Source organism: Aneurinibacillus soli, from assembly GCF_002355375.1.
In the GTDB taxonomy this organism is placed as follows: Bacteria; Bacillota; Bacilli; order Aneurinibacillales; family Aneurinibacillaceae; genus Aneurinibacillus; species Aneurinibacillus soli.
In genome coordinates, this window is the sequence record NZ_AP017312.1 from 316,285 (window position 1) to 337,500 (window position 21,216).

18 protein-coding genes, 1 tRNA gene and 1 riboswitch (1 of these 20 only partly in view) are annotated in these 21,216 nt (G+C 47.5%); of the genes, 4 read left to right on the forward strand and 15 right to left on the reverse strand.

The window, feature by feature from the left end; all coding sequences use genetic code 11:
* Window positions 1-2: 2 nt before the first annotated feature.
* The 9 genes from CB4_RS01765 to cobJ are packed head-to-tail and all read right to left on the reverse strand — an operon-like array spanning window position 3 to window position 8,955.
* Complete coding sequence (locus tag CB4_RS01765; protein WP_096463309.1) at window positions 3-1,145, reverse strand: cobalt-precorrin 5A hydrolase; 1,143 nt, start codon at window positions 1,143-1,145, stop codon at window positions 3-5.
* Entirely contained in the window at window positions 1,142-1,921 is a 780-nt protein-coding gene (gene cobM / locus CB4_RS01770; RefSeq protein ID WP_096463310.1) for a precorrin-4 C(11)-methyltransferase, read from the reverse strand. Before cobM ends, CB4_RS01765 begins: the two co-directional genes overlap by 4 nt.
* Window positions 1,921-2,637 carry a precorrin-2 C(20)-methyltransferase gene (gene cobI / locus CB4_RS01775; RefSeq protein WP_096463311.1) on the reverse strand — a complete coding sequence of 239 codons (717 nt, stop codon included), beginning with the start codon at window positions 2,635-2,637 and terminating at the stop codon, window positions 1,921-1,923. The genes cobM and cobI overlap by 1 nt, the downstream gene beginning before the upstream one ends.
* The gene (gene cbiE, locus CB4_RS01780) at window positions 2,630-3,838 is read right to left on the reverse strand and encodes a precorrin-6y C5,15-methyltransferase (decarboxylating) subunit CbiE (RefSeq protein WP_096463312.1); all 1,209 of its coding nucleotides are present in this window, start codon (window positions 3,836-3,838) and stop codon (window positions 2,630-2,632) included. Before cbiE ends, cobI begins: the two co-directional genes overlap by 8 nt.
* Window positions 3,826-4,929 carry a cobalt-precorrin-5B (C(1))-methyltransferase gene (locus CB4_RS01785; RefSeq protein ID WP_096463313.1) on the reverse strand — a complete coding sequence of 368 codons (1,104 nt, stop codon included), beginning with the start codon at window positions 4,927-4,929 and terminating at the stop codon, window positions 3,826-3,828. Before CB4_RS01785 ends, cbiE begins: the two co-directional genes overlap by 13 nt.
* A gap of 5 nt (window positions 4,930-4,934) precedes the next feature.
* On the reverse strand, window positions 4,935-5,585 hold the full coding sequence (locus CB4_RS01790; protein WP_096463314.1) for a precorrin-8X methylmutase: 651 nt from the start codon (window positions 5,583-5,585) through the stop codon (window positions 4,935-4,937).
* Window positions 5,585-6,364 (reverse strand): precorrin-6A reductase, encoded by a 780-nt coding sequence (cobK, locus tag CB4_RS01795; RefSeq protein WP_096463315.1) that lies wholly within the window; start codon window positions 6,362-6,364, stop codon window positions 5,585-5,587. The genes CB4_RS01790 and cobK overlap by 1 nt, the downstream gene beginning before the upstream one ends.
* Window positions 6,361-7,281 carry a sirohydrochlorin chelatase gene (locus CB4_RS01800; RefSeq protein WP_096467587.1) on the reverse strand — a complete coding sequence of 307 codons (921 nt, stop codon included), beginning with the start codon at window positions 7,279-7,281 and terminating at the stop codon, window positions 6,361-6,363. Before CB4_RS01800 ends, cobK begins: the two co-directional genes overlap by 4 nt.
* Before the next feature lie 27 nt (window positions 7,282-7,308).
* The gene (gene cobJ, locus CB4_RS01805) at window positions 7,309-8,955 is read right to left on the reverse strand and encodes a precorrin-3B C(17)-methyltransferase (RefSeq protein WP_096463316.1); all 1,647 of its coding nucleotides are present in this window, start codon (window positions 8,953-8,955) and stop codon (window positions 7,309-7,311) included.
* 134 nt (window positions 8,956-9,089) lie between these two features.
* Window positions 9,090-9,287: riboswitch (cobalamin riboswitch) on the reverse strand.
* 488 nt (window positions 9,288-9,775) lie between these two features.
* Here cobJ and CB4_RS01810 point away from each other — a divergent pair.
* Genes CB4_RS01810 through CB4_RS01820 form a run of 3 tightly spaced genes read left to right on the forward strand, consistent with a single transcriptional unit; the run spans window position 9,776 to window position 13,615 of the window.
* Window positions 9,776-10,462: a response regulator transcription factor gene (locus CB4_RS01810; protein ID WP_096463317.1), complete on the forward strand. Its 687-nt coding sequence runs from the start codon at window positions 9,776-9,778 to the stop codon at window positions 10,460-10,462.
* Window positions 10,463-10,480: 18 nt separating this feature from the next.
* On the forward strand, window positions 10,481-12,439 hold the full coding sequence (locus tag CB4_RS01815) for a sensor histidine kinase (protein ID WP_096463318.1): 1,959 nt from the start codon (window positions 10,481-10,483) through the stop codon (window positions 12,437-12,439).
* Window positions 12,440-12,499: 60 nt separating this feature from the next.
* The gene (locus tag CB4_RS01820) at window positions 12,500-13,615 is read left to right on the forward strand and encodes an aminopeptidase (RefSeq protein WP_096463319.1); all 1,116 of its coding nucleotides are present in this window, start codon (window positions 12,500-12,502) and stop codon (window positions 13,613-13,615) included.
* A gap of 55 nt (window positions 13,616-13,670) precedes the next feature.
* Here CB4_RS01820 and CB4_RS01825 read toward each other — a convergent pair.
* Window positions 13,671-13,744 (reverse strand) — tRNA-Arg (locus tag CB4_RS01825).
* 207 nt (window positions 13,745-13,951) lie between these two features.
* Here CB4_RS01825 and CB4_RS01830 point away from each other — a divergent pair.
* A complete protein-coding gene (locus CB4_RS01830; protein ID WP_096463320.1) occupies window positions 13,952-15,487 on the forward strand; it encodes a succinyl-CoA:acetate CoA-transferase ScpC in 1,536 nt (511 codons plus the stop codon).
* Between the two features lie 45 nt (window positions 15,488-15,532).
* On the opposite strand, the gene serS is transcribed toward CB4_RS01830, so the two are convergent.
* From serS to guaB, 5 genes are all read right to left on the reverse strand, one after another.
* Window positions 15,533-16,819 carry a serine--tRNA ligase gene (gene serS / locus CB4_RS01835; protein WP_096463321.1) on the reverse strand — a complete coding sequence of 429 codons (1,287 nt, stop codon included), beginning with the start codon at window positions 16,817-16,819 and terminating at the stop codon, window positions 15,533-15,535.
* Between the two features lie 155 nt (window positions 16,820-16,974).
* Window positions 16,975-17,562: a pyridoxal 5'-phosphate synthase glutaminase subunit PdxT gene (gene pdxT / locus CB4_RS01840; RefSeq protein ID WP_096463322.1), complete on the reverse strand. Its 588-nt coding sequence runs from the start codon at window positions 17,560-17,562 to the stop codon at window positions 16,975-16,977.
* 6 nt (window positions 17,563-17,568) lie between these two features.
* Window positions 17,569-18,453, reverse strand: coding sequence for a pyridoxal 5'-phosphate synthase lyase subunit PdxS (gene pdxS / locus CB4_RS01845; RefSeq protein WP_096463323.1), 885 nt, complete (start codon window positions 18,451-18,453; stop codon window positions 17,569-17,571).
* 146 nt (window positions 18,454-18,599) lie between these two features.
* A complete protein-coding gene (locus CB4_RS01850; protein WP_096463324.1) occupies window positions 18,600-19,928 on the reverse strand; it encodes a D-alanyl-D-alanine carboxypeptidase family protein in 1,329 nt (442 codons plus the stop codon).
* A gap of 110 nt (window positions 19,929-20,038) precedes the next feature.
* A protein-coding gene (gene guaB, locus CB4_RS01855; RefSeq protein WP_096463325.1) for an IMP dehydrogenase crosses the window boundary here: on the reverse strand, window positions 20,039-21,216 show its 3' portion. The gene runs 292 nt beyond the window's last position; 1,178 of the gene's 1,470 nt are visible here — the last part of the coding sequence; its start codon lies beyond the right edge, outside the window; the stop codon is at window positions 20,039-20,041.

A 21,216-nucleotide genomic window follows, 5' to 3' on the forward strand; every position in this document is an offset into this window, starting at 1 on the left:
CCTTACTGCCCGAGCACGCCCACAGAAATGGTAGCGTTGCCCGATTTTTTCTTCGTAAGGGCGAGTGTCTGGCATCCGCTGTACCGTTTGCAGGCCGGTTCGCTGACACCGTACGCTCCCGTATATTTGTACACGGTATCGGACGGCTCGGTAATATTCATTTCATTCAATTGTTCCGGCGTATAGTACACGAACTCCCAGCCGTACTTATTGCATACATCAAGTAGACCTTGTTCATCTTTTTTCAGCTCAATGGTGCAGAGCGCCTTCACACTATGAAGCGAAAACTTCCGTTCTTCGAGCGTTTCCGTAATCACCTGCTCGATTTCCTCCGCTGATGTCCCCCGATTGCATCCCATTCCGAGCACAATGCTTTTCGGACGATAGATCACACCGTTCACTGTCAGTGCTTCTTCCTCTGACGACAACAGGCGATGCGTAATCAGAAGGGCCGCATTCGGCTGATTCGCAAGGGCCTCTGTCATCGTTGGATATACATGAAGCGAAGGCGGCATCGGCGTATCGTGCATCCACCAATCCGTCTCCCCCGACTCCTGCACAATGGCGACATGTTCCTCATTGACAACTGAGGCACTGACCGGGGTCAGCTTCTTCTCAGATTCAGGGTCCCATGTCCAGCCAAAACGACGGCCAAACAGATCAACCGGAATGGTTTTTTGTACGTCCGAAGCAGTTGTAATTACAGGCTTGGCCCCGATCAGTGCCGCCACTTCACGCGTCAGCTCATTCGCGCCACCCAGATGACCCGATAGCATACTAATCGCATGCTCACCCCGGTCATCAATGACAACAACGCCTGGATCGGTTTTCTTATCCTTCAGAACGGGTGCAATCATCCGTACAACTGCACCGAGCGAGATGAATAAGATCAGTCCGTCATAGGCCGGGAAAAGCGCCGGAAACAGCAGACGTACTGATCCCGTGAACAACTGAATTCCACGTGTATCTTCGTCCCCACGCGCAAATTTGCTCATGTAATACAGATCTGCATCTGGGAACGTATGCAGCAGGCGACGAGCCATTTCGACGCCATGCTTTGTAATGGCCACTATAGCATAGCGTCCCTGCTGCGTAATCGCGGGTACTACTCCTTCTGTTAATTCGATCAACTGCTGATCGCTCATGATGATGGAATCCCCCGGCGAAAACGATGTGTAAACTCCTTATCATACAGCTTTGAACGGAAGCGATCTTCAGCCGTAATATTCGGATCAAGCGCCCAGCCCGCGAGAATCATCGCCTGGGAACGGATGCCGTTCGCCCGCATATCGTCGTCGAGTGTTTCCAGTGTGGAATGGACGATTTTTTGATCCGGCCAGCTCGCACGGTATACGACGGCAACCGGTGTATCCGGTGTCCAGCCCGCATCGAGGAACTCCCCAACTACTTTTTTGATTAGTGTTGCACTCAGGAACAAGGCAATCGTACAATGATGAGACGCAAGATCACGCAGTTTTTCTCGCTCCGGCACTGGTGTCCGTCCTTCTGCTCGTGTCAGGATGAGCGTTTGGGTTAGCTCTGGTACGGTCAGTTCCGCACCGACCGCTGCCGCTGCCGCAAATACGGAGCTGACACCTGGCACGATTTCATAGTCTACGCCGTTTTTCTTCAAGAGCACCATCTGTTCTAGGATGGCGCCGTATACAGCCGGGTCACCTGTATGGACACGTACGACAGATTTGCCTTCTTTCGTACGTTCAGTCATGATCTCGACCATTTCTTCGAGCGTCATGCCAGCTGTTTTGATTACTTCTGCATCTGGTTTCGCTTTTGCGACCAGCTCTTCATTAACAAGGGAATCTGCCCACAAAACAACGTCTGCTGCCTGTAATAGCTTAAGTCCCTTTACCGTAATTAAATCCGGGTCGCCCGGTCCTGCCCCGATAATGTATACTTTCATTATTTTCGCACCACCATTAACGTTAAGTATTCAAGCTCAAGCCCTTTAAGTTCCGCCACGTTATTCCAGACGATTTCCTCACCTGACGTTACCTTTGTAATCACAGATGCATTCGGCAACAGATCAAGTTCTCCGAGTACATCAATCATGACATCAATCACTTTAGCAACTTTAATAAACACAACACAGTCATGGCTAATAAGTGCTTGTTTCATCTCATCCCGATCCGCTGTTGCTGGAATAATCGCGACATGCTCATCCCCGTCTGCAAGCGGCAGACCAAGACGAGACGCGGCACCATTCACCGAGGAAATTCCCGGTATGGATACGATGCGTACTTCTGGATGCTTCTCTTGCATCAGACGCATCATATGGATGAATGTGCTGTACAGCATCGGGTCGCCTTCTGTTACGAACGCAACATCTTTGCCCTGAGCTAGACGCTCATACACCGCTTCTACCGTTTGCGTCCACTCCCGCTCCAGAATATCCGGGTCTTTCGTCATCGGAAACACCAGACCAAGCATTTCTTTTTGCGACTGATCAATGTAGTTCTCAACAATTTGATAAGCATAGCTTTTGCTGCCCTTGCGCTTGCGCGGATAGGCAATAACCGGAGATTCTTTCATCAAGCGATACGCCTTCACCGTAATCAGTTCCGGGTCGCCCGGTCCAACACCGACCCCATATAATATACCTGTTGCCATCTTACTCATCCTCTCTATGCTTCGCGGTTATGATATAGATCGGGTTCAATCCCTCAAACCGATTCATATGTAAAATAGGCTTACTGCGTGAGATCTGCGTCAATGTCACCGCTGTTTCGAATCCTTCGTCTGCAAAAGTTTTCATCGCTTCATACAGCGTCTCAATCGTCGCTGCGTTCAGTACGATGCGTCCTCCCTGCTTCAGACGGGTACAACAGATGTGTAGCAACTCTTTCATCTCGCCGCCACTGCCACCGATAAACACCGCATCCGGGTCAGCGAATTCTTCTATCCCCTGCGGCGCCTTCCCGTGTATCGTTACAAAATCCGTTCGGAACTTCTTCATATTCGTTCGGCAGTTCTCAAGATCGGCTTCATTCTTCTCAATCGCAAACACCTGACCGTCCCGACAAATACGGGCCGCCTCAATCGCCATTGAGCCTGTGCACGTGCCGATGTCCCATACCGTACTGTCTGATCGCAGACCGAGCGCCGCGAGACTGAGTATACGCACTTCTTTCTTCGTAATGAGTCCTTTATCCGGCTTGCGCTGCGCAAATTCTTCGTCTGGAACACCAAGCGGCCACACGGGACCCGGTACCGTACGCTTCAATACAACGACATTGAGCGGTGCGAATTCCTGTTCCGCCATCTCCTCGAGCGTATACCAGCCCGTGCGCTCATCAGCGCCTCCAAGATTCTCCGCCACAAAAGCCCGGTATTCGGTCATGCCAAACGATAGCAAGTACTCCGCAATAACGGCTGGACTGTTCGTCTCATCCGTCAGTACACATACCTTCTCACGTCCGTCAATTTTCTGTGCTAATCCGCGCATGCTGCGACCGTGCACACTGAGGAATGTACAGTCCTGCCAGCTTTCCTGCATGCGAGCGAATGCTTCTTGAACCGAACTAAGACCCGGATAAACCTCAACAGGAAGCTTCTTTGCCAGGTATGATCCGATGCCATAGAATAGCGGGTCACCGGATGCCAACACGACTGTTTTTTTTCCAGATTCCCGAATTCGCTCTACAAGTGCGGCAAGCCCGCCTTTGACCGCCAGCTTCTCACCTGTATAGTCTGGAAAAAACGACAGGTGGCGTTCCCCGCCAACAAGCAGCTCGCTCTCCTCAACCCATGTCCGATACAACGGAAGTAAACTTTCTACCCCGCTGTCTCCGATTCCGATGACTTTAATTACTTGCTGCACTCTACTAGCTCCCTTCCTAACAGCTCACTCTTCATCGTGATGAGCACTGCTTCCACATCAAAAGTCTCTTCTGCTTCACGCAGTGACGATTCACAGATGGCCCGACACAACTCGCTAAAGAAGGCTGTATTTCCTTTTTCCCGCATCATGTCGCCTACTTCAGAAGCCGTGTTTGCCTTCTGTACCTGTGTAACCATCTCTTCCGACACACCGGCACGTGCTGCTACTTCCGCGAGAAAACCAAAGTTGATGGGCGCACTTTTGGAATGCACCATCATAACACCTTGTGCAACTTTGGAGAATTTGCCCATCATCCCAACAAGCGTTACTTTTTTCGCTCCGAAATTCCGGCACATTTTGAGCGTGAATCCAACAAAATCGCCCATCTCGATGAACGCTTCTTCCGGGTAATCCGGGTACAATTCCTGTATGGCATACTTCTCACTTCGCCCACCTGTCGTAATAATCAGATGATCACAACCGCACGCGATCGCTACCCGTACCGCCCGGGCAATGCTTGCTTTGAAGGCTGCTGTTGAGAACGGAACGACCGTACCACGCGTGCCAAGAATCGAGATCCCACCAAGAATGCCAAGCCGTGCGTTCAGCGTTTTTTTAGCGATCTCTTCTCCATCCGGAACCGAGATGATAATGCGAATCCCCCGGTTTATCCCGTATTCCGCTAGTACTTCCTCTGCTGTCTCCATAATCATACGACGCGGTACCGGATTAATCGCTGCTTCCCCGACCGGAACCGGCAGACCAGGCTTCGTTACCCGGCCTACCCCAACTCCTCCATCCAGTTCGATACCAGGCTCGTTCCGCCAACTGACAGTCGCAACAATACGTGCTTGATGCGTGGCATCGGGATCATCTCCCCCGTCTTTGATCACTTCCGCTACCGCATATCCATCAGCAAGCGTCACCTGATCCATCACGAACGAGACCCGGTCTCCTATCGGAAGCAGAATCTCCACGTCCGTTACCGCACGTTTTTCCAGCAGAGAGAGGAGAGCCGCTTTCGTAGCCGCTGTTGCATTTGCCCCTGTTGTATAGCCGTGTCGGAGCGGCTTTTCCTCCTGTGCCGTCATCGAGGTTAGCCTCTCTTTTCCGCGAGAATGGACAGGGCATTCAGTGCTGCAACGGCAACAGGACTTCCGCCTTTCCGTCCGATATTCGTAATGAATGGAATGTCCATTTTCGCTAGCTCTTCTTTGGATTCTGCCGCCGATACGAATCCAACTGGAACGCCGATCACAAGACCCGGACGCGTTTCCCCTTCTTTGACGAGACGGATAAGTTCAAGCAGGGCAGTCGGCGCGTTGCCGATGACAAAAATTCCACCTTCTGCTTCTTTAATGGCTTTGCGCATGGAGATAATGGCCCGTGTCGTATTCAGACGCTTCGCTTCTTCCATAACGTCCTTATCTGAGATATACACGTGTACACTACCACCAAATTTTTCGATACGCGGCTTACTGATACCGACCTGTACCATCTGCACGTCCGCTACCACTTTGCGTCCTTCACGGATCGCTTTAATCCCGGACTCAATCGCATCCCGATGAAACACCATACTGCGTCCAAGTTCAAAGTCAGCCGATGCATGGATAACACGCTGTACAACAGGATACTGGTCAGCGGTAAATGGATGCTCGCCCAGTTCCTCTGTGATCATCTCAAAGCTTTTGCTTTCGATTTCTTGCGGCTGAACCGTCAGTGGTTTAAATTCTGTATGAAAATCCATTAGATTATTTCCTCCCCAATTTTGGTATGTAAGGTAGCCAGTACGGCATCGAACTCTGAGAATACTGTTCCATAGTCAATCTTTGGCCGGGCAATGAGAATCGTTGGGATGCCCAGCTCCAGTGCTGCTTCCAACTTCTCATCCACAGAGCCAACTTTGCCGCTTTCTTTTGTGATCATGAGAGTGACCCCATACTGTCGATAAAGAGCACTGTTTAACTCTTTGGAAAACGGGCCCTGCATCGCAATGATATGCTTCTGCTCTACACCCAGCTGCTCACACTTCTCCATATTGTCACGGCGTGGCAGCATCCGGGCAATAAGCGTCAGACCCGGCACGTCTCGCAATCGCTCGACAAACACCTGCAATGTCTTGCTTCCCGTTGTCAGCATCACCACACCACCGCGCTGCGCCGCTTCTTCAGCAGCAGATGCATAATCTGGAACAACGGTTACAAGCGGATGTGTCGGCTCTTCCACGGATTGCCGCTCGTAGCGAATGTACGGTACACCCGCAGCAGCAGCCCCTTCCAGTGCACTACGCGATGCTTCTTCTGCGAACGGGTGGCTCGCATCCACAATCGCTTGAAACCCCTGCTCTGTGACTACTGCCGCAATCTCGTCTGCATTCAGGCGGCCTACACGCACCGGGATACCTGCCTCGGTCATGCTTTTCGCTGCACTCTCCGTCACAACCGTGGTCAGAAGCGCATACCCGGCACCCTGTATCCGAAGTGCTAACTCCCGCGCATCACTCGTTCCTGCCAACATCAAAATCATGACTCGACCGACTCCTTCTCATCATGATGATGGTGGCCATGATGATCGTGATGATGGTGGTGTCCATGGTCATGATGATGTCCGTGATCATGATCATGGTCGTGATGCAGATCTAGATGCTCCACCGCAAATAGGCGGTACTGGCACACATCACAGTTCATCTTCACGTCATCTGCCAGCGCTTCCGCTGCCCGCTCTTCAAAAATCGTCTTCAATCCTTCATGAAATCCAAAATAAGCCGTCATCACAAATTCCTGATCCGCATATTGTGCGCGGAATACATCCAGCTTCTCTTCCATTCGCTTCATCAAGATGCCCGTGAAGAGTAAATACGGAACCAGGATGACGCGCTTTGCACCGAGTGCCAGACAGCGGGTAATCCCTTCCTCTACGTTCGGGTCGGTTACCCCAATAAAGCATGTTTCCACCCATTTCACATGCAGTCGTTCCCAAAGCAGACGAGACAGCTTATACACCTCACTGTTCGCATCCGGGTCACTACTGCCGCGTCCAACGAGCAGAACAGCTGTATCATCTGCCTGTTGTGCTGGATCGAAACCTGTCTCCACCAGCCGCTCCTCTATAATACGCAGTACTTCTTCGTGAATTCCGATTGGGCGCCCATAGATGAACTGTACATGCGGATACTGCTTTCGTGCCACATCAATTGCTGCCGGAATATGCAGCTTCGAATGTCCGGCTGGAAGAAGCATCATCGGGATGACCGCTACTTTTGTCGCACCACGCTCTACACAAGCCGCAAGCCCCTGTGCAATATCCGGGGCAGCAAACTCCAGAAAACACGTTTCAATAATCGGAACCCCGATTCGTTCTTTGATCTGCTCTACAAATGCGGCAATTTCCTCATTCCCCTGCGGATCACGACTCCCGTGGCCAACGAATAATATTGCGTCCATGCTCATGCTGCTTATCCTCCCTGTCTGCTATTCTCCACACGCGGCTTCTGCCAGTACCGGAACCGGCACTTCCTCATAGGTGAAGCCTTCGATCTGTTTGATCCGCTTAAAAAACTTATGGAATCGTTCATTCGGATGTCCATGTTCTCTGTAAGCGGCAATAATTCGTTCAAGCAGCCCGACAATCTCAACCGGTTCAATCCCTTCGGCTACAGGCTGCCCGGCATGCGCGGTCCGTCCAACTGTCTTCGCCCCTAAGAAAAGGTCGAATTTTCCCTGGCGGAATACAATACCGATATCCTCTTTAACCGCGCCATAGCACGCCATGCCACAGCCGTTAAAGCCAATTTTCATTTCTTTTGGAACATCAATTCCACCAAGCAGCGCCTGTATCTCATCTGCATATGGGATCGAATCCGTCTTCTCCCCGTCACAGAAGTCGCATGCTTTTACCGTAATGACATTCCCAACTGGCAGCACGAGCAGTCCTGCCTCACGAAGACGACTAACGACTTCATCCGGATTTGCGGTTGGCAGGCTGATGCGAAACTGATGATCCGGCGTGTAATCCATCGAGCCCCGTTCTCCGACAATCCCGGCAAGCAGCATCATCTGCGCTGCACTCAGCTTCTTATTCGCCACGCCAGGTGAAACCGCGAATTCAAAAATCTGCTCTTGTACAAAACTGGAAGGAGATGATGCAACAGCAATAGACTCCTGCGCACCATACAAACATCCGAGCGCCTCATCGGCCAGCGCACGGGCTGACAGAGATTCTACCTGCTCTCTTTTCTGTTCAGGTGCAGGTCGTGCCTCTACTGTTCCCTGCTGCTCATCCACACTGTGCAGTGCCCACGGTTCATTTTCTTCCCGCAGTCGCTGATGCGGTGCCAGCGTTTGTTTCTCCGAGCCAAGCGTATACTTGCGCTGGTAGCCACGCGGCGTGATCATTTTACCGTCATACAAACGCGTTGAATTATTCCCAATAATTACGGTCGTCAGCATTCCAATATCATGGTTCAGCATGTCTGCTAATGTCGTTACAACAACTGATTGTCGATCACGATACGCACTCTTAATCAGTCCGACCGGCGTATCTGGAGAGCGGTATTGCAGCAGAATACGCTGCGCCTCCTCGATCTGACGCGTCCGGCGTCCGCTTTTCGGATTATACAAAGCCACGACGAAATCAGCCGAACCTGCCGCATCAATCCGCTTCGCAATCAACTCCCATGGTGTCAGATGATCACTCAGACTGATCGTACACGCATCATGCATAATTGGCGCTCCAAGTAGAGACGCACAAGAGTTAATCGCCGAAATCCCCGGCACTACTTCAACTTCAACCCCATCAGCTTCCGTCCAACCTTTTTCCATAAGCACTTCATAGACGAGTCCGGCCATCCCGTATACCCCGGCATCCCCGCTGGAGATTACGCCCACTACTTTGCCCAGCTCCGCCTGGCGCACCGCTTCCTGTGCCCGACCGACTTCTTCCGTCATCCCAGCCTGCATGACAACCTGTTCGTCTCGCAGTAATCCGCGAATCAAATCCACGTATGTTGTATATCCCAGGATCACTTCACATTCTTCAATCGCAGTCCGCGCCCGCATAGTCAGATGCGCTTCACTTCCTGGACCAAATCCAATCAGCAGCAGTTTTCCTCGTTTCATCTCCCGTGCTCCTTCCGTTTTGTACAATAAAAAACGCCTTCCCGGTTAGGAAGACGTATTGTTAGACAATTCGGTCATACATTACTTTGCTAGTATGCCTGTCGCCAGTCAACACGCCCCATCCTCGTGGTTCGATCGTGCAGAGCTTTACGGCAGGTTTCCTGGCTTCGAGTCCAAACAAGCTCTGCCCCCTTCCCATTCCGATAACGGAACAGTGAGCATATGACAGCGCTCTCCTCTTCACAGTGGCGGGACCGCGTCGGCTTTACACCGAACTTCCCTATTAAGCCCTTGATACGAACATATCAGGCACCGTAAAGTAAATCATTCAATTTTCAAGTAGCCCTATCATATCACGAATTATGTATTTCGACTATGCTGAAAAATTCGTGACTATTATTGTGACTGGGATCAATTACGATATGACCAAAATACCCATATACTACAAAATGGTAGGGACTACACTATAATTGAGCGGATTTTTTATAATCCACTCTAGAGAAAATTATGGGGGTCTAAGTATATATGGATGAAGTGTATATACGCGTTCCATGCTGTTCTAACGTCATTCGCGGGTACCCCCTACAAAAACTCGAAAATGTGGTAACCATTTTGCTACCCTGCGGCATTATCCGTATCCATGAAGAAAACATCCTATCATCTCCCCACACTCCTATCTTTGACTGTCGATTCTGCAAAGAAACAAGCGACCACCCCCATCCATCATAACCATATAGGCCAGTAAAATATTTACTACCGTATCTCCTTCATAATTTATTACAATAGTAAAAAAGCACGCTTTACTTCAGGAGGAGATTATATGAATAAACCCATTCGCATTCTGATCGCTGACGATCAGACATTAATGCGAGAAGGACTTAAAACAATACTGGAATTAGAAGACGATATCGAAGTCATTGGAACACCCGATGATGGAAAAAAAGCATATGAAATGGTAGCCAAACATCATCCGGACCTTGTTCTAATGGATGTACGGATGCCTGTCATGGACGGAATCGAAAGTACACGTCTGATAAAAAAACAATTTCCCGAGACAGTTGTTCTCATTCTTACGACATTTGCTGAAGACGCGTATATCATAGAAGGTCTTGCGAATGGAGCAAGCGGATTCCTGTTAAAAGATATTCATGGTGATCGATTAATTTCTTCGATTCGAGATGCAGCTTGTGGGCAGCTCCTACTTCCTTCCATCATTGCTACCAAACTCGCAACTCGCCTTTCTCAACTTTCTTCCCAGGCTCAGCATGAGATTAATACCGAAAAACTTCGTCAAGAAGGCATCGAATTTTCCGCACGCGAAAAAGAAATTGCCCGTCTTATGCTCAAGGGCTTCAGTAATCGGCAAATTGCCAAGGCCCTGTTCATCAGTGAAGGTACAGTAAAGAATTATATCAGCATTATTTACAGCAAAATCGGTACAAATGAGCGGACAAAAGCCATTATGTATATTCAAACCCTTGGCATTGAAGAATCTGATACTCAGTAAAGCAAAGGAAGAACCTGTATGAGACAAACTTACACTTTCTTTTCGATCCTGTTCATTCTCATTCTTCTCTCACTTAGTCTCGCAGGCTGTTTACCTTCTACAGCTTCTCACCATCCTGCCGTAAAGCAAGGGGTGCTTGACTTGCGCGACTGGAATCTGGAGCAAAAAGGAACCGTTAATTTGAATGGGGAATGGCAATTTTACTGGAGGCAGCTGCGTGATACACCCGCTTCTATTCCCTCACATTTTATTACTGTTCCTTATGTATGGAACGGATACGAATGGAATGGACAGAAACTCCCCGGTGAAGGCTATGCAACCTTTATCGCAACCATACGACTTAATCCCGCAGAAAAAGACAAACTACTCGCCTTTTATGTTCCTGATGTCTACACGGCTTATCGACTTCTACTTAACGGCAAGCAAATCTCAGAAAATGGAGTCGTCGGGACGTCCAAACAAACGATGAAGCCGTACTACATGCCGCGTCTTGTTTACTTTCGTCCGGAAACAGATACGCTTGTCCTTACCATGCAAATCTCTAACTTCGTACATAAAAATGGGGGCATGTGGAATGAGATGCTGATAGGGGACGCGCAAACACTCGCTGACTGGAAGGAACATAGTATAATCGTTCAAGCTCTGCTTATCGCAAGCTTATTTATTCTCGGTGTTTATCATTTGACGATATATGCCATCCGGCGCAAGGACCTGTCTTCTTTCTATTTCGGACTGTTCTCTTTTATGCTTAGCATTCGTGCTACCATGCAAGAAAATATGTTTTTATTTCAGCTGTTTCCTAACTTTAACTGGGAACTCTCGAAAAAAATCGAATATATCATTCTTTTTCTTGGGATTGCGGTACTTTGTCTGCTCATTCAATCGCTTTATCCGCAAGAAATTAAAAAACGTGTAGTACAAATTATCAGAATTATTTGCTCTTTCTTTGCCTGTATCGCCATTGTGACACCTGCTAGCATTTATACTCGAGTCGCTTCGATTCACTACATTGTCATGCTGATTACGATTGTTTATCTCATGTACGTTCTAATCCTGGCTGTTATTCGTAAACGGCCGTTTAGTTATATCAATTGTTTTGTCGCGATTTTTTTCATGATTACCGTTGCCCTTGATATCCTGTATTACAATCAGATCATTCCATACGGAAATTTCACAACGTTTGGACTGCTAATTTTCACTTCTGTTCAATCGATCAATCTTTCCATCACATTTGCTCGTGGCTTCTCCCAGGTCGAGCAGATGACAGAGGAATTAAAAGAACTCAATGAAACGCTAGAATTACGTGTACAAGAACGAACACAGTCCCTTGAGCATTCCCTTCGTGAAGTTGCCCGAGCACGTGCTGAGATGTCCATCATGGAGGAACGAAGCCGTATTGCAGGAGATATTCATGACATTGTCGGTCATACATTGACGACAACTGTTATCCAGATCGAAGCCGGGAAACGATTAATCTCAAAAGACCTGCCGCGTGCTCTTGAAAAATTGGAACTGTCACAAGAACTTGTACGAAATGGGCTAAATGAGATCCGCCGGGCAATTCGAATTGATCAGGAGGATGAAGAACAATTTGTATTTCCAGGTGTTTTATATCATCTTGTTGCTGAGACAGAAAAACATACTGGAGTAAAAATTGATACGGTGATTGAGCCACTTCCCTCTTTGACACTTCCTCAGAAAAAGTTTATTTATCATACTCTTAAAGAAGGACTAACGAATGGAATCCGTCATGGGCAAAGCAATCATTTTATTTTCACGATGGAACGACGAGGAACCATGTTGCACCTGATGTTAAAAGATAATGGAATGGGAGCCTCTGAGATTCAATATGGGTTCGGCCTAACGACAATGCAGAATCGGGCACAGAAACTGGACGGACAGCTTACTGTTTTTTCGGAACATGGAAAGGGATGCCGCCTGTCTGTGCATCTGCCAATTGTACAGACAAGTAAATAATCTCCTCCTCTCGTATATAATAGTGAGGACAACCATTATCTGACGAAAAGGGGAAATACCATGATAGACAGCCGCATGGAACAGCTTGCCCGCAATCTTGTTACCTATTCGACGAAAGTGCAGCCGGGTGAACATGTATTGATTGAAGCATTTGGCATCGATAATATGCTCGTCAAAGCAATCATCCGGGAAGTACATAAAGCAGGCGGGCACCCGCATGTCAACATCCGTGATCATCAGGTAATTCGTGAGCTTCTGATGAATGCAACCGAAGAACAAGTTCGCGTCTGGATGGAGAATGATGAGCAGCAAATGCGTCAGATGCAAGCGTATATCGGGATTCGTGGCGGCCTGAACATCAATGAATTATCTGATGTTCCGCCAGAGAACCTGAAACTGTACAATCAGCTATATAATGCGAATGTCCACAGTAAAATCCGTGTGAAGCAAACGAAGTGGGTTGTGCTTCGTTATCCGACACCATCAATGGCCCAGCTAGCGAATATGAGTACAGAAGCATTCGAAACATTCTACTTCAACGTATGCACGATGGATTATGCCCGGATGAGCGAGGCAATGGATGCGCTGGTTGCTCTCATGGAGAAAACCGATCAAGTGCGCTTGACCGCTCCAGGGACAGATCTACGATTCTCCATTAAAGACATCCCGGCTATTAAATGTGCGGGTGAGCTGAACATTCCGGATGGCGAAGTGTTTACGGCTCCAGTTCGTGAATCGGTCAACGGTACAATTTCATATAATACGCCGACTCCATACAATGGCTTCGTATTCGAAAATGTTGTACTCCGCTTTGAGAACGGTAAAATTGTCGAAGCGACCGCAAATGATACGAACCGGATTAACGAGGTGTTTAATACGGATGAAGGAGCGCGTTTCGTGGGTGAATTCGCGATTGGTGTGAACCCGTTCATCCGTGAGCCGATGAAAGACATTCTGTTTGATGAGAAAATCGACGGCTCTATTCACTTCACACCTGGACAATGCTATGACGAGGCGTATAACGGAAACAAATCAGCCATCCACTGGGATATGGTATTAATCCAACGCCCGGAATACGGTGGCGGCGAGATCTGGTTCGATGACCAGTTGATTCGCAAAGATGGCCGCTTTGTCATCCCTGAACTAGAAGCATTAAATCCAGAAAATCTAAAATAAAAAATGCGCGGTCTCGCCTGAAGCGAACCGCGCATTTTTTCGTCTGAAAGTACAACGACCCCGAGAGGATTCGAACCTCCGACCTGTAGTTTAGGAAACTATTGCTCTATCCTACTGAGCTACGGGGCCAAAACTCCTCTTCCATTATACCGAGGCCCTCATCAAATTTCAAATCCCATTATTGTATGCGTTTTTATATAAAAAATACTCTCTTCTATCATGATTTCTTCTCATTTATCCGAAAAAACATACAAGTCCAACTTATTCTGATACTGTTTTATTACAGAAAAATAAATGAAACGTAAACTATAACAGTCCATCAGAGGTGAGTTAAATATGTTATCATCCCGTATCCGCCATGCTTCCCTTCTTGAAAAAATCGTAACAAAAGAAACTGCAGCTAGCTGGATCAAAGACGGTATGACCATCGGCTTCAGCGGCTTTACTTCATCAGGGGATGCCAAAGAAATTCCCGTTGCCATTGCAGAACGCGCTCGTGCAGCTGGAAAACCGTTCAAAATTAACGTCTATACCGGTGCATCTGTTGCTCCTACGATTGATTCCGTATTAGCCGATTACATGAACATTCGCCTGCCGTTCCAATCTGATAAAGACTTACGCAAAAGCATCAACAAGGGAAACGTTAACTATATCGATCAGCATTTATCCGAAACTGGAGATGCCCTGTTAACCGGAGCCATTCCTTCAGTTGACATCGCGGTTGTAGAAGCATTGGCCATTACAGAAGATGGAAGTATTATCCCAACTACCTCAGGTGGCAATACACATAACTATATTAAAAACGCAAAAGAAGTCATCGTAGAACTAAATCTAGCTCAGCCGTTATCGCTGGAAGGCGTACACGACATTTACGAAATCGGAGCTTTTGGTGAGCGAAAACCAATTCCGCTTCAAGCCGTTGATGACCGTGTTGGCCGTACCAGCATCCCTACTGGCCTCGATAAAATTAAAGGCATCGTAATCACAGAACAACTAGATGATCCCAAAACACTCGTCGAGCCAGATGAAGAAACAAATACAATTGCCCGTCATCTCCTGAATTTCTTGCGGGATGAAATCAAAGCCGGACGCTTATCCGAAAAACTCCCACCGCTTCAATCTGGCGTTGGATCTGTAGCAAATGCTGTATTCCACGGATTCCTGCACTCTGAATTCCACGACCTGGAACTGTATTCTGAAGTGCTACAGGATTCTGTATTCGACCTGATTGATGCAGGCAAAATTCGTTTCGCATCCGGTGGTGCTCTCACACTGTCCAAGGAAAAAATGGACGTTGTTCTAAATCATTTTGAGAACTATCGCGATAAAATGATGCTTCGTCCACAAGATATGTCTAACAACCCGGAAATCATTCGTCGTCTTGGTTTAATCACTATCAATACAGCAATTGAGGTAGACATATACGGCAATGTCAATTCAACTCACATCATGGGCAACAAAATGATGAATGGAATTGGTGGTTCCGGTGACTTTACACGCAACGCTCGCCTGAGTATTTTTGTAACGAAATCGATTGCGAAGAACGGAGACATCTCCAGCATCGTTCCGTTTATCTCACACGTCGATCACACTGAGCATGATGTAATGGTTGTGGTAACTGAACAAGGGGTTGCAGACCTGCGGGGCCTGACACCTCGCCAACGCGCTATCAAACTAATCGAGAACTGTGCGCATCCTTCCTATCGGGAACAGCTGTATGCCTACTTTAACGAAGCTTCACAACGTGGTGGGCAGACTCCGCACATTCTAGAAAAAGCCTTTGCCTGGCATGTACGCTTTAATCAAACAGGCTCGATGCGGGAAGGTTCCACTCCACCGCTCGTAGAAAAAGAAAAAGTGAATGTAAACTAAGAAAAGGGAGCGACAGATATGATCTGCCGCTCCCTTTTCATTATGCTACTTTGATTTTTTCTCCAGTCTTTCAAGCCCACCCATATACGGACGGAGTGGTCCTGGAATCAGCACACTGCCATCTGCCTGCTGGTAATTCTCCAGAATCGCAGCCATCGTACGTCCAATGGCCAGCCCTGAACCGTTCAATGTATGCACAAACTCAGGTTTTGCTTTCGGCTCGCGGCGGAAACGAATGCCCGCACGACGCGCTTGGAAGTCTTCAAAATTACTGCAGCTTGAAATCTCACGGTACGTATCATAGCTCGGAATCCATACTTCAATGTCGTATTTCTTCGCTGCTGTAAAGCCAAGATCACCCGTACACATGCTCATCACACGGTATGGTAGGCCAAGCAACTGCAACACTTTCTCCGCATCATTCACGAGCTTTTCCAGCTCGTCATACGATGTCTCTGGCTGAACAAACTTCACTAATTCAACTTTATTAAACTGATGCTGACGAATCAAGCCGCGTGTATCACGTCCAGCTGAACCAGCTTCAGAACGGAAGCAGGCACTGTATGCTGCATAACGGATCGGTAGCATATCCGCACTCATGATCTCATCACGATGGTAGTTCGTCACCGGCACTTCCGCTGTCGGGATCAGGAAGTAATCGGTATCTGCGAGCTTAAATGCATCTTCCTCGAACTTTGGAAGCTGACCTGTCCCCGTCATGCTTTCACGATTCACAATATACGGTGGCAAGATTTCTTCATAGTTATGCTGCATTGTATGTAGGTCCAACATATAGTTAATAAGCGCACGTTCCATACGGGCACCCGCGCCTTTGTAGAATACAAAACGACTACCGGTTACTTTGGCTGCTCCTTCAAAGTCCAGAATGCCGAGATCGGCTGCAATCTCCCAGTGTGGCTTTGGTTCAAAATCAAACGAGACAGCTTCTCCCCAGTGACGCACGGGAACGTTATCATCTTCTGTCAGACCAATCGGTACACTTTCATGCGGTACATTTGGAATACCAAGCATGATCTGTGAGATCTCTTCTTCCAGTACACGTACTTGCTCATCATATTCTTTAATTTTTGCCGATACTTGCTTCATCTCAGCAATCAGCTCATCTGCATTTTGCTTCTCTTTTTTCAGGCGAGCAATCTCTTCCGATACGACATTGCGCTTGTTCTTCAGTTGTTCGCTCTCAGCGAGCAGGGAGCGCCATTTCACATCGATATCCGCAAACTTTTCAATTTCATTCAGCTTCTCACCACGGGTTTCAAGCGCCTTTTGAATGGCTTCAAAATTCGTTCGCAGCCGTCTCACATCTAACATTGTGTTCTCTCCTCCTGGTATGTAGCACCTATATTAAAAAATCCTCTCCCACAAACGGGGACAGGTATCAGGTTGTCGATCATAATCTATCTTTTACTTTACTATATCGCACCAAAATATGCAAAGGACACCCCTGTAAGGGTGCCCTTCGTCTGTTAATTCGCTTTAACTGCCTGATACTGCTCTACCATGCGGAGGAAGTACACATGCATGCGCTCATCTTCTGTCAGTTCCGGATGGAATGATGCGCAGAGCAGATGGCCCTGACGCGCTGCTACGATCTCACCGTTGTATTCAGACAGCACCTCTACATTCTCTCCAATCGAGAGGATGAGCGGAGCTCGAATGAATACAGCACGGAAATCTTCTGCTACATCTTTCACTGGCAGATCAGTCTCAAAGCTTTCACGCTGGCGACCAAATGCATTACGCGCCACTTTTATATCCATGAGACCAAGGTGAACCCAGTCCTGACCATCGATTTCGCCTGCAAGAAGAATCAGTCCGGCACATGTGCCAAAGATCGGCTTCTTCTGTGCAGCAAATTCTTTAAGTGCTGTATCGAATCCATATTTCTTCATTAGCTTGCCGATTGCCGTGCTTTCGCCACCTGGCAGAACCAGGCCGTCAATTTCGGCCAGCTGTTCTGTTTTCTTCACCGCAACGGCTTCCGCCCCGGCTTTCTCCAGCAGACGGATATGCTCCGCTACAGCACCCTGCAGAGCGAGTACTCCGATCTTCATGATCGATTACCAGCCGCGTACAGCCATGCGCTCGTTTTCAAGCAGAGATGTTACGTCGATCCCTTTCATAGCTGAACCCAGGTTTTTGGAAAGCTCGCCGATCAGTGCGTAATCTTGGTAGTGAGTTGTTGCTTCTACGATTGCGCGGGCGAATTTTTCCGGGTTGTCCGATTTGAAAATACCAGAGCCAACGAATACACCGTCAGAACCAAGGTGCATCATGAGAGCCGCATCGGCTGGAGTTGCCACGCCGCCTGCTGCGAAGTTTACAACTGGAAGTTTGCCATTCTCATGTACGTATTTAAGAAGTTCGAATGGAGCACCAATATTTTTCGCTTCTGCCATCAGCTCATCAAGCGCCATGCTTGATACTTTGCGAATCTGGCTTTGCATCATGCGTTGGTGACGAACAGCTTCTACGATGTTACCTGTTCCTGGCTCACCTTTTGTACGGATCATGGATGCACCTTCACCGATACGACGAAGCGCTTCGCCAAGATCACGAGCACCGCAAACGAAAGGAACTGTAAAATCGTTTTTATTGATATGGAATACTTCATCCGCTGGAGTCAGTACTTCAGATTCATCAATATAATCAACGCCAAGTGATTCCAATACTTTTGCTTCTACGAAGTGACCGATACGCGCCTTCGCCATAACTGGAACCGAAACAGCTGCCATTACTTCTTCTACGATTGTCGGATCTGCCATACGGGCAACACCGCCTGCTGCGCGAATATCCGCAGGAACGCGCTCTAACGCCATAACGGCTACCGCTCCAGCCGCTTCTGCAATTCGTGCCTGCTCAGCGTTTACAACGTCCATGATGACGCCGCCTTTTTGCATTTCTGCCATTCCACGTTTTACACGCGATGTTCCTTGTTCTGTCATTTGTAAAATCCTCCTGCCACCTTATAAAATTCTGAAATATATAAAGAGTATTAATCAATAAAACAATTCTACATAAAACATCGAAAAAAAACAATGAAATAAGCTTCCAATGTTTATTCCATTACATATTGAAGTAAACAATTGTGCTAGAATAACCCTTTAATCATGCCTCCAAGACTACCGAACAATCCACCAATAAAGCCAATAATCGCTCGGAACGTCAAACGCAGCCAGCCAGCTTCGTCTACATCATTTTTCGCAACCAACGTACCCCCGGCTTTTTGTTCATCCACCGGGCGAAGGAATTCATCAGCCTGTCCGTTTGCACCGACTAGCTTAACTGTACCGAGTGCCTGCCCCTGTTTAATCGGTGCCGTTGCTTCTTTTACAACTGCCTTTGGTTTGTATGCCTTCTCTTCCCCATTACGAACTGGATACACAAGATCCTGGCCTGTCACCAACTCGACTTCCTTATCGGTCCCTTTACTAACAGTGGCTTTTTCTCCACCTGGTACCGGATTTCCTTTTGCAAGCAGCGGTACCATTTTATAATTGCTGAATCCATAATCAAACAGCTTGGCTGTTTCCGTGAAACGACTCAGGAACGAATTTGTCCCCATGACAACCGAGATAACACGAATACCGTTGCGCTCCGCTGTACCAGTGAAACAATATCCAGCATCATCAGTATGTCCTGTTTTCAAGCCATCTGCTCCTGGATACTGTTTTACAAGTGTTGGAACCATCCAATTCCAATTATCCATTTTAAGCGGATGAGGTGTACCTTGTCGGAACATTTTGTGTGGGATTTTCGTTGTTTCAAGTAATTCCGGATACGTTGTAACTAACTCTTTTGCCAGAATTGCTGCATCGCGTGCTGACATCACATTATCACCACGATCAGAAGGTGGCGCAAATTGACCAAGGTCTTTTAACGGAAAACCAGTTGCTGTTGCAAAATACGTCTGTGTCATGCCAAACTCTTTCGCCTTTTTGTTCATCATCTTTACGAAGTCAGCTTCTGATCCGCCAACAGTCTTAGCGATAAGATAAGTTGCATCATTAGCTGAATAGATGGCCATTGCCTCATACAACTCACGAACTGTATGCTGCTCACCAAGGGCTAATAGAACAGATGAACCGCCTGGCTTACCAAGGAAAGCTGCATATTCATCCGCTGTAACTTTTTGATCCCAGGTAACTTTTTTGTTTTTAATGGCTTCATGCAAAAGATATTCTGTCATCATCTTCGTCATACTGGCCGGAGCAAATGGTTGATTCTCATTGTATTTATAAAGAATTTTCCCCGTTTTCGCTTCCACCAGAATGGCAGATTTTACATTCAGATTCAATGCCGGGGTAGCTGTCTGTGCCCAAGCCTGTCCAGATGGAACGAGCATTACCGGCAAAAATGCCAGTAAAAAAGCTACCGCGATGAAAAATGTTTCCGTCAATTTTTTACCGCGTGTTATCAAATTCTGCACCTCCACTTTTATTACACAATACTATTGATTCTATCATAACAACACAAAAAAGACAGGACGTTTTTGTCCTGTCTTTTTTACTATTTTTAACAAATTATACATTAGGAAAGCGAGTAGTTTGGTGCTTCCTTCGTGATTTGTACATCGTGTGGATGACTTTCCTTCAAGCCTGCATTTGTAATGCGGATAAACTGCGCATTATTATGCAGTTCCTGGATTGTTTTTGTTCCACAATAGCCCATACCAGCACGTAAGCCTCCAATAAGCTGATACACAGTGTCTACAAGAGGTCCTTTGTACGGTACACGGCCTTCAATTCCTTCCGGTACCAGTTTCTTGTCGTCGTTCTCTTTCTCCTGGAAGTAGCGGTCCTTACTGCCTTCCTTCATGGCACCAAGAGAGCCCATACCACGGTATACTTTGAAGCGACGGCCTTGATAAATTTCAGATTCCCCTGGGCTTTCTTCACATCCGGCAAACAGGCTACCAACCATGACAACAGATGCGCCTGCACCAATTGCTTTTGCAATATCGCCTGAGTACTTAATGCCACCATCCGCAATAATCGGAACGTTATATTCGCGAGCAGCTGTGGCACAGTCATAAATCGCTGTAATCTGCGGAACACCGATCCCTGCAACAACACGAGTTGTACAAATAGAACCTGGTCCAATCCCAACTTTAACAGCTGATGCACCAGCTTCAATAAGATCACGTGTTGCTTGACCTGTCGCTACGTTACCAGCTACAAGCGTTAAATCTGGATATTTCGCACGCATTTCTTTTACTGTATCAATAACGCCCTTAGAATGTCCATGAGCAGTATCGATAACCAGACAGTCCACTCCGGCTTTTACAAGCACTTCTGCGCGCTCGAACGTATCTTTGGATACACCAATAGCCGCTCCGCACAGCAGACGTCCATGCTTGTCCTTTGCTGCGTTTGGAAATTGAATCGCTTTTTCAATATCTTTAATTGTGATAAGGCCCTTTAGTTCATTATTTTCATCAACGAGTGGAAGCTTCTCAATTTTATGGCGCTGCAGAATTTGTTCTGCTTCTTTCAAAGTAGTGCCAACCGGAGCTGTAACCAGTTCTTCTTTTGTCATTACTTCACTGATCGAAGCCGCATAATCATGAACAAAACGCATATCACGGTTCGTAATAATTCCGACAAGTTTGTTATTATCGTCAACAATAGGCACTCCGGAAATTCGGAATTTTGCCATAAGATTTTCTGCTTCAGATACAGGATGATTCGGTTTCAATGAGAAAGGAT

Excerpts from the sequence above, each read along its gene's own strand:
- CB4_RS01765 (WP_096463309.1), bottom strand. The coding sequence starts at position 1,145 with ATGAGCGATCAGCAGTTGATCGAATTAACAGAAGGAGTAGTACCCGCG.
- cobM (WP_096463310.1), bottom strand. The coding sequence starts at position 1,921 with ATGAAAGTATACATTATCGGGGCAGGACCGGGCGACCCGGATTTAATT.
- cobI (WP_096463311.1), bottom strand. The coding sequence starts at position 2,637 with ATGAGTAAGATGGCAACAGGTATATTATATGGGGTCGGTGTTGGACCG.
- CB4_RS01785 (WP_096463313.1), bottom strand. The coding sequence starts at position 4,929 with ATGACGGCACAGGAGGAAAAGCCGCTCCGACACGGCTATACAACAGGG.
- CB4_RS01790 (WP_096463314.1), bottom strand. The coding sequence starts at position 5,585 with ATGGATTTTCATACAGAATTTAAACCACTGACGGTTCAGCCGCAAGAA.
- cobK (WP_096463315.1), bottom strand. The coding sequence starts at position 6,364 with ATGATTTTGATGTTGGCAGGAACGAGTGATGCGCGGGAGTTAGCACTT.
- CB4_RS01800 (WP_096467587.1), bottom strand. The coding sequence starts at position 7,281 with ATGGACGCAATATTATTCGTTGGCCACGGGAGTCGTGATCCGCAGGGG.
- cobJ (WP_096463316.1), bottom strand. The coding sequence starts at position 8,955 with ATGAAACGAGGAAAACTGCTGCTGATTGGATTTGGTCCAGGAAGTGAA.
- CB4_RS01810 (WP_096463317.1), top strand. The coding sequence starts at position 9,776 with ATGAATAAACCCATTCGCATTCTGATCGCTGACGATCAGACATTAATG.
- CB4_RS01815 (WP_096463318.1), top strand. The coding sequence starts at position 10,481 with ATGAGACAAACTTACACTTTCTTTTCGATCCTGTTCATTCTCATTCTT.
- CB4_RS01820 (WP_096463319.1), top strand. The coding sequence starts at position 12,500 with ATGATAGACAGCCGCATGGAACAGCTTGCCCGCAATCTTGTTACCTAT.
- CB4_RS01830 (WP_096463320.1), top strand. The coding sequence starts at position 13,952 with ATGTTATCATCCCGTATCCGCCATGCTTCCCTTCTTGAAAAAATCGTA.
- serS (WP_096463321.1), bottom strand. The coding sequence starts at position 16,819 with ATGTTAGATGTGAGACGGCTGCGAACGAATTTTGAAGCCATTCAAAAG.
- pdxT (WP_096463322.1), bottom strand. The coding sequence starts at position 17,562 with ATGAAGATCGGAGTACTCGCTCTGCAGGGTGCTGTAGCGGAGCATATC.
- pdxS (WP_096463323.1), bottom strand. The coding sequence starts at position 18,453 with ATGACAGAACAAGGAACATCGCGTGTAAAACGTGGAATGGCAGAAATG.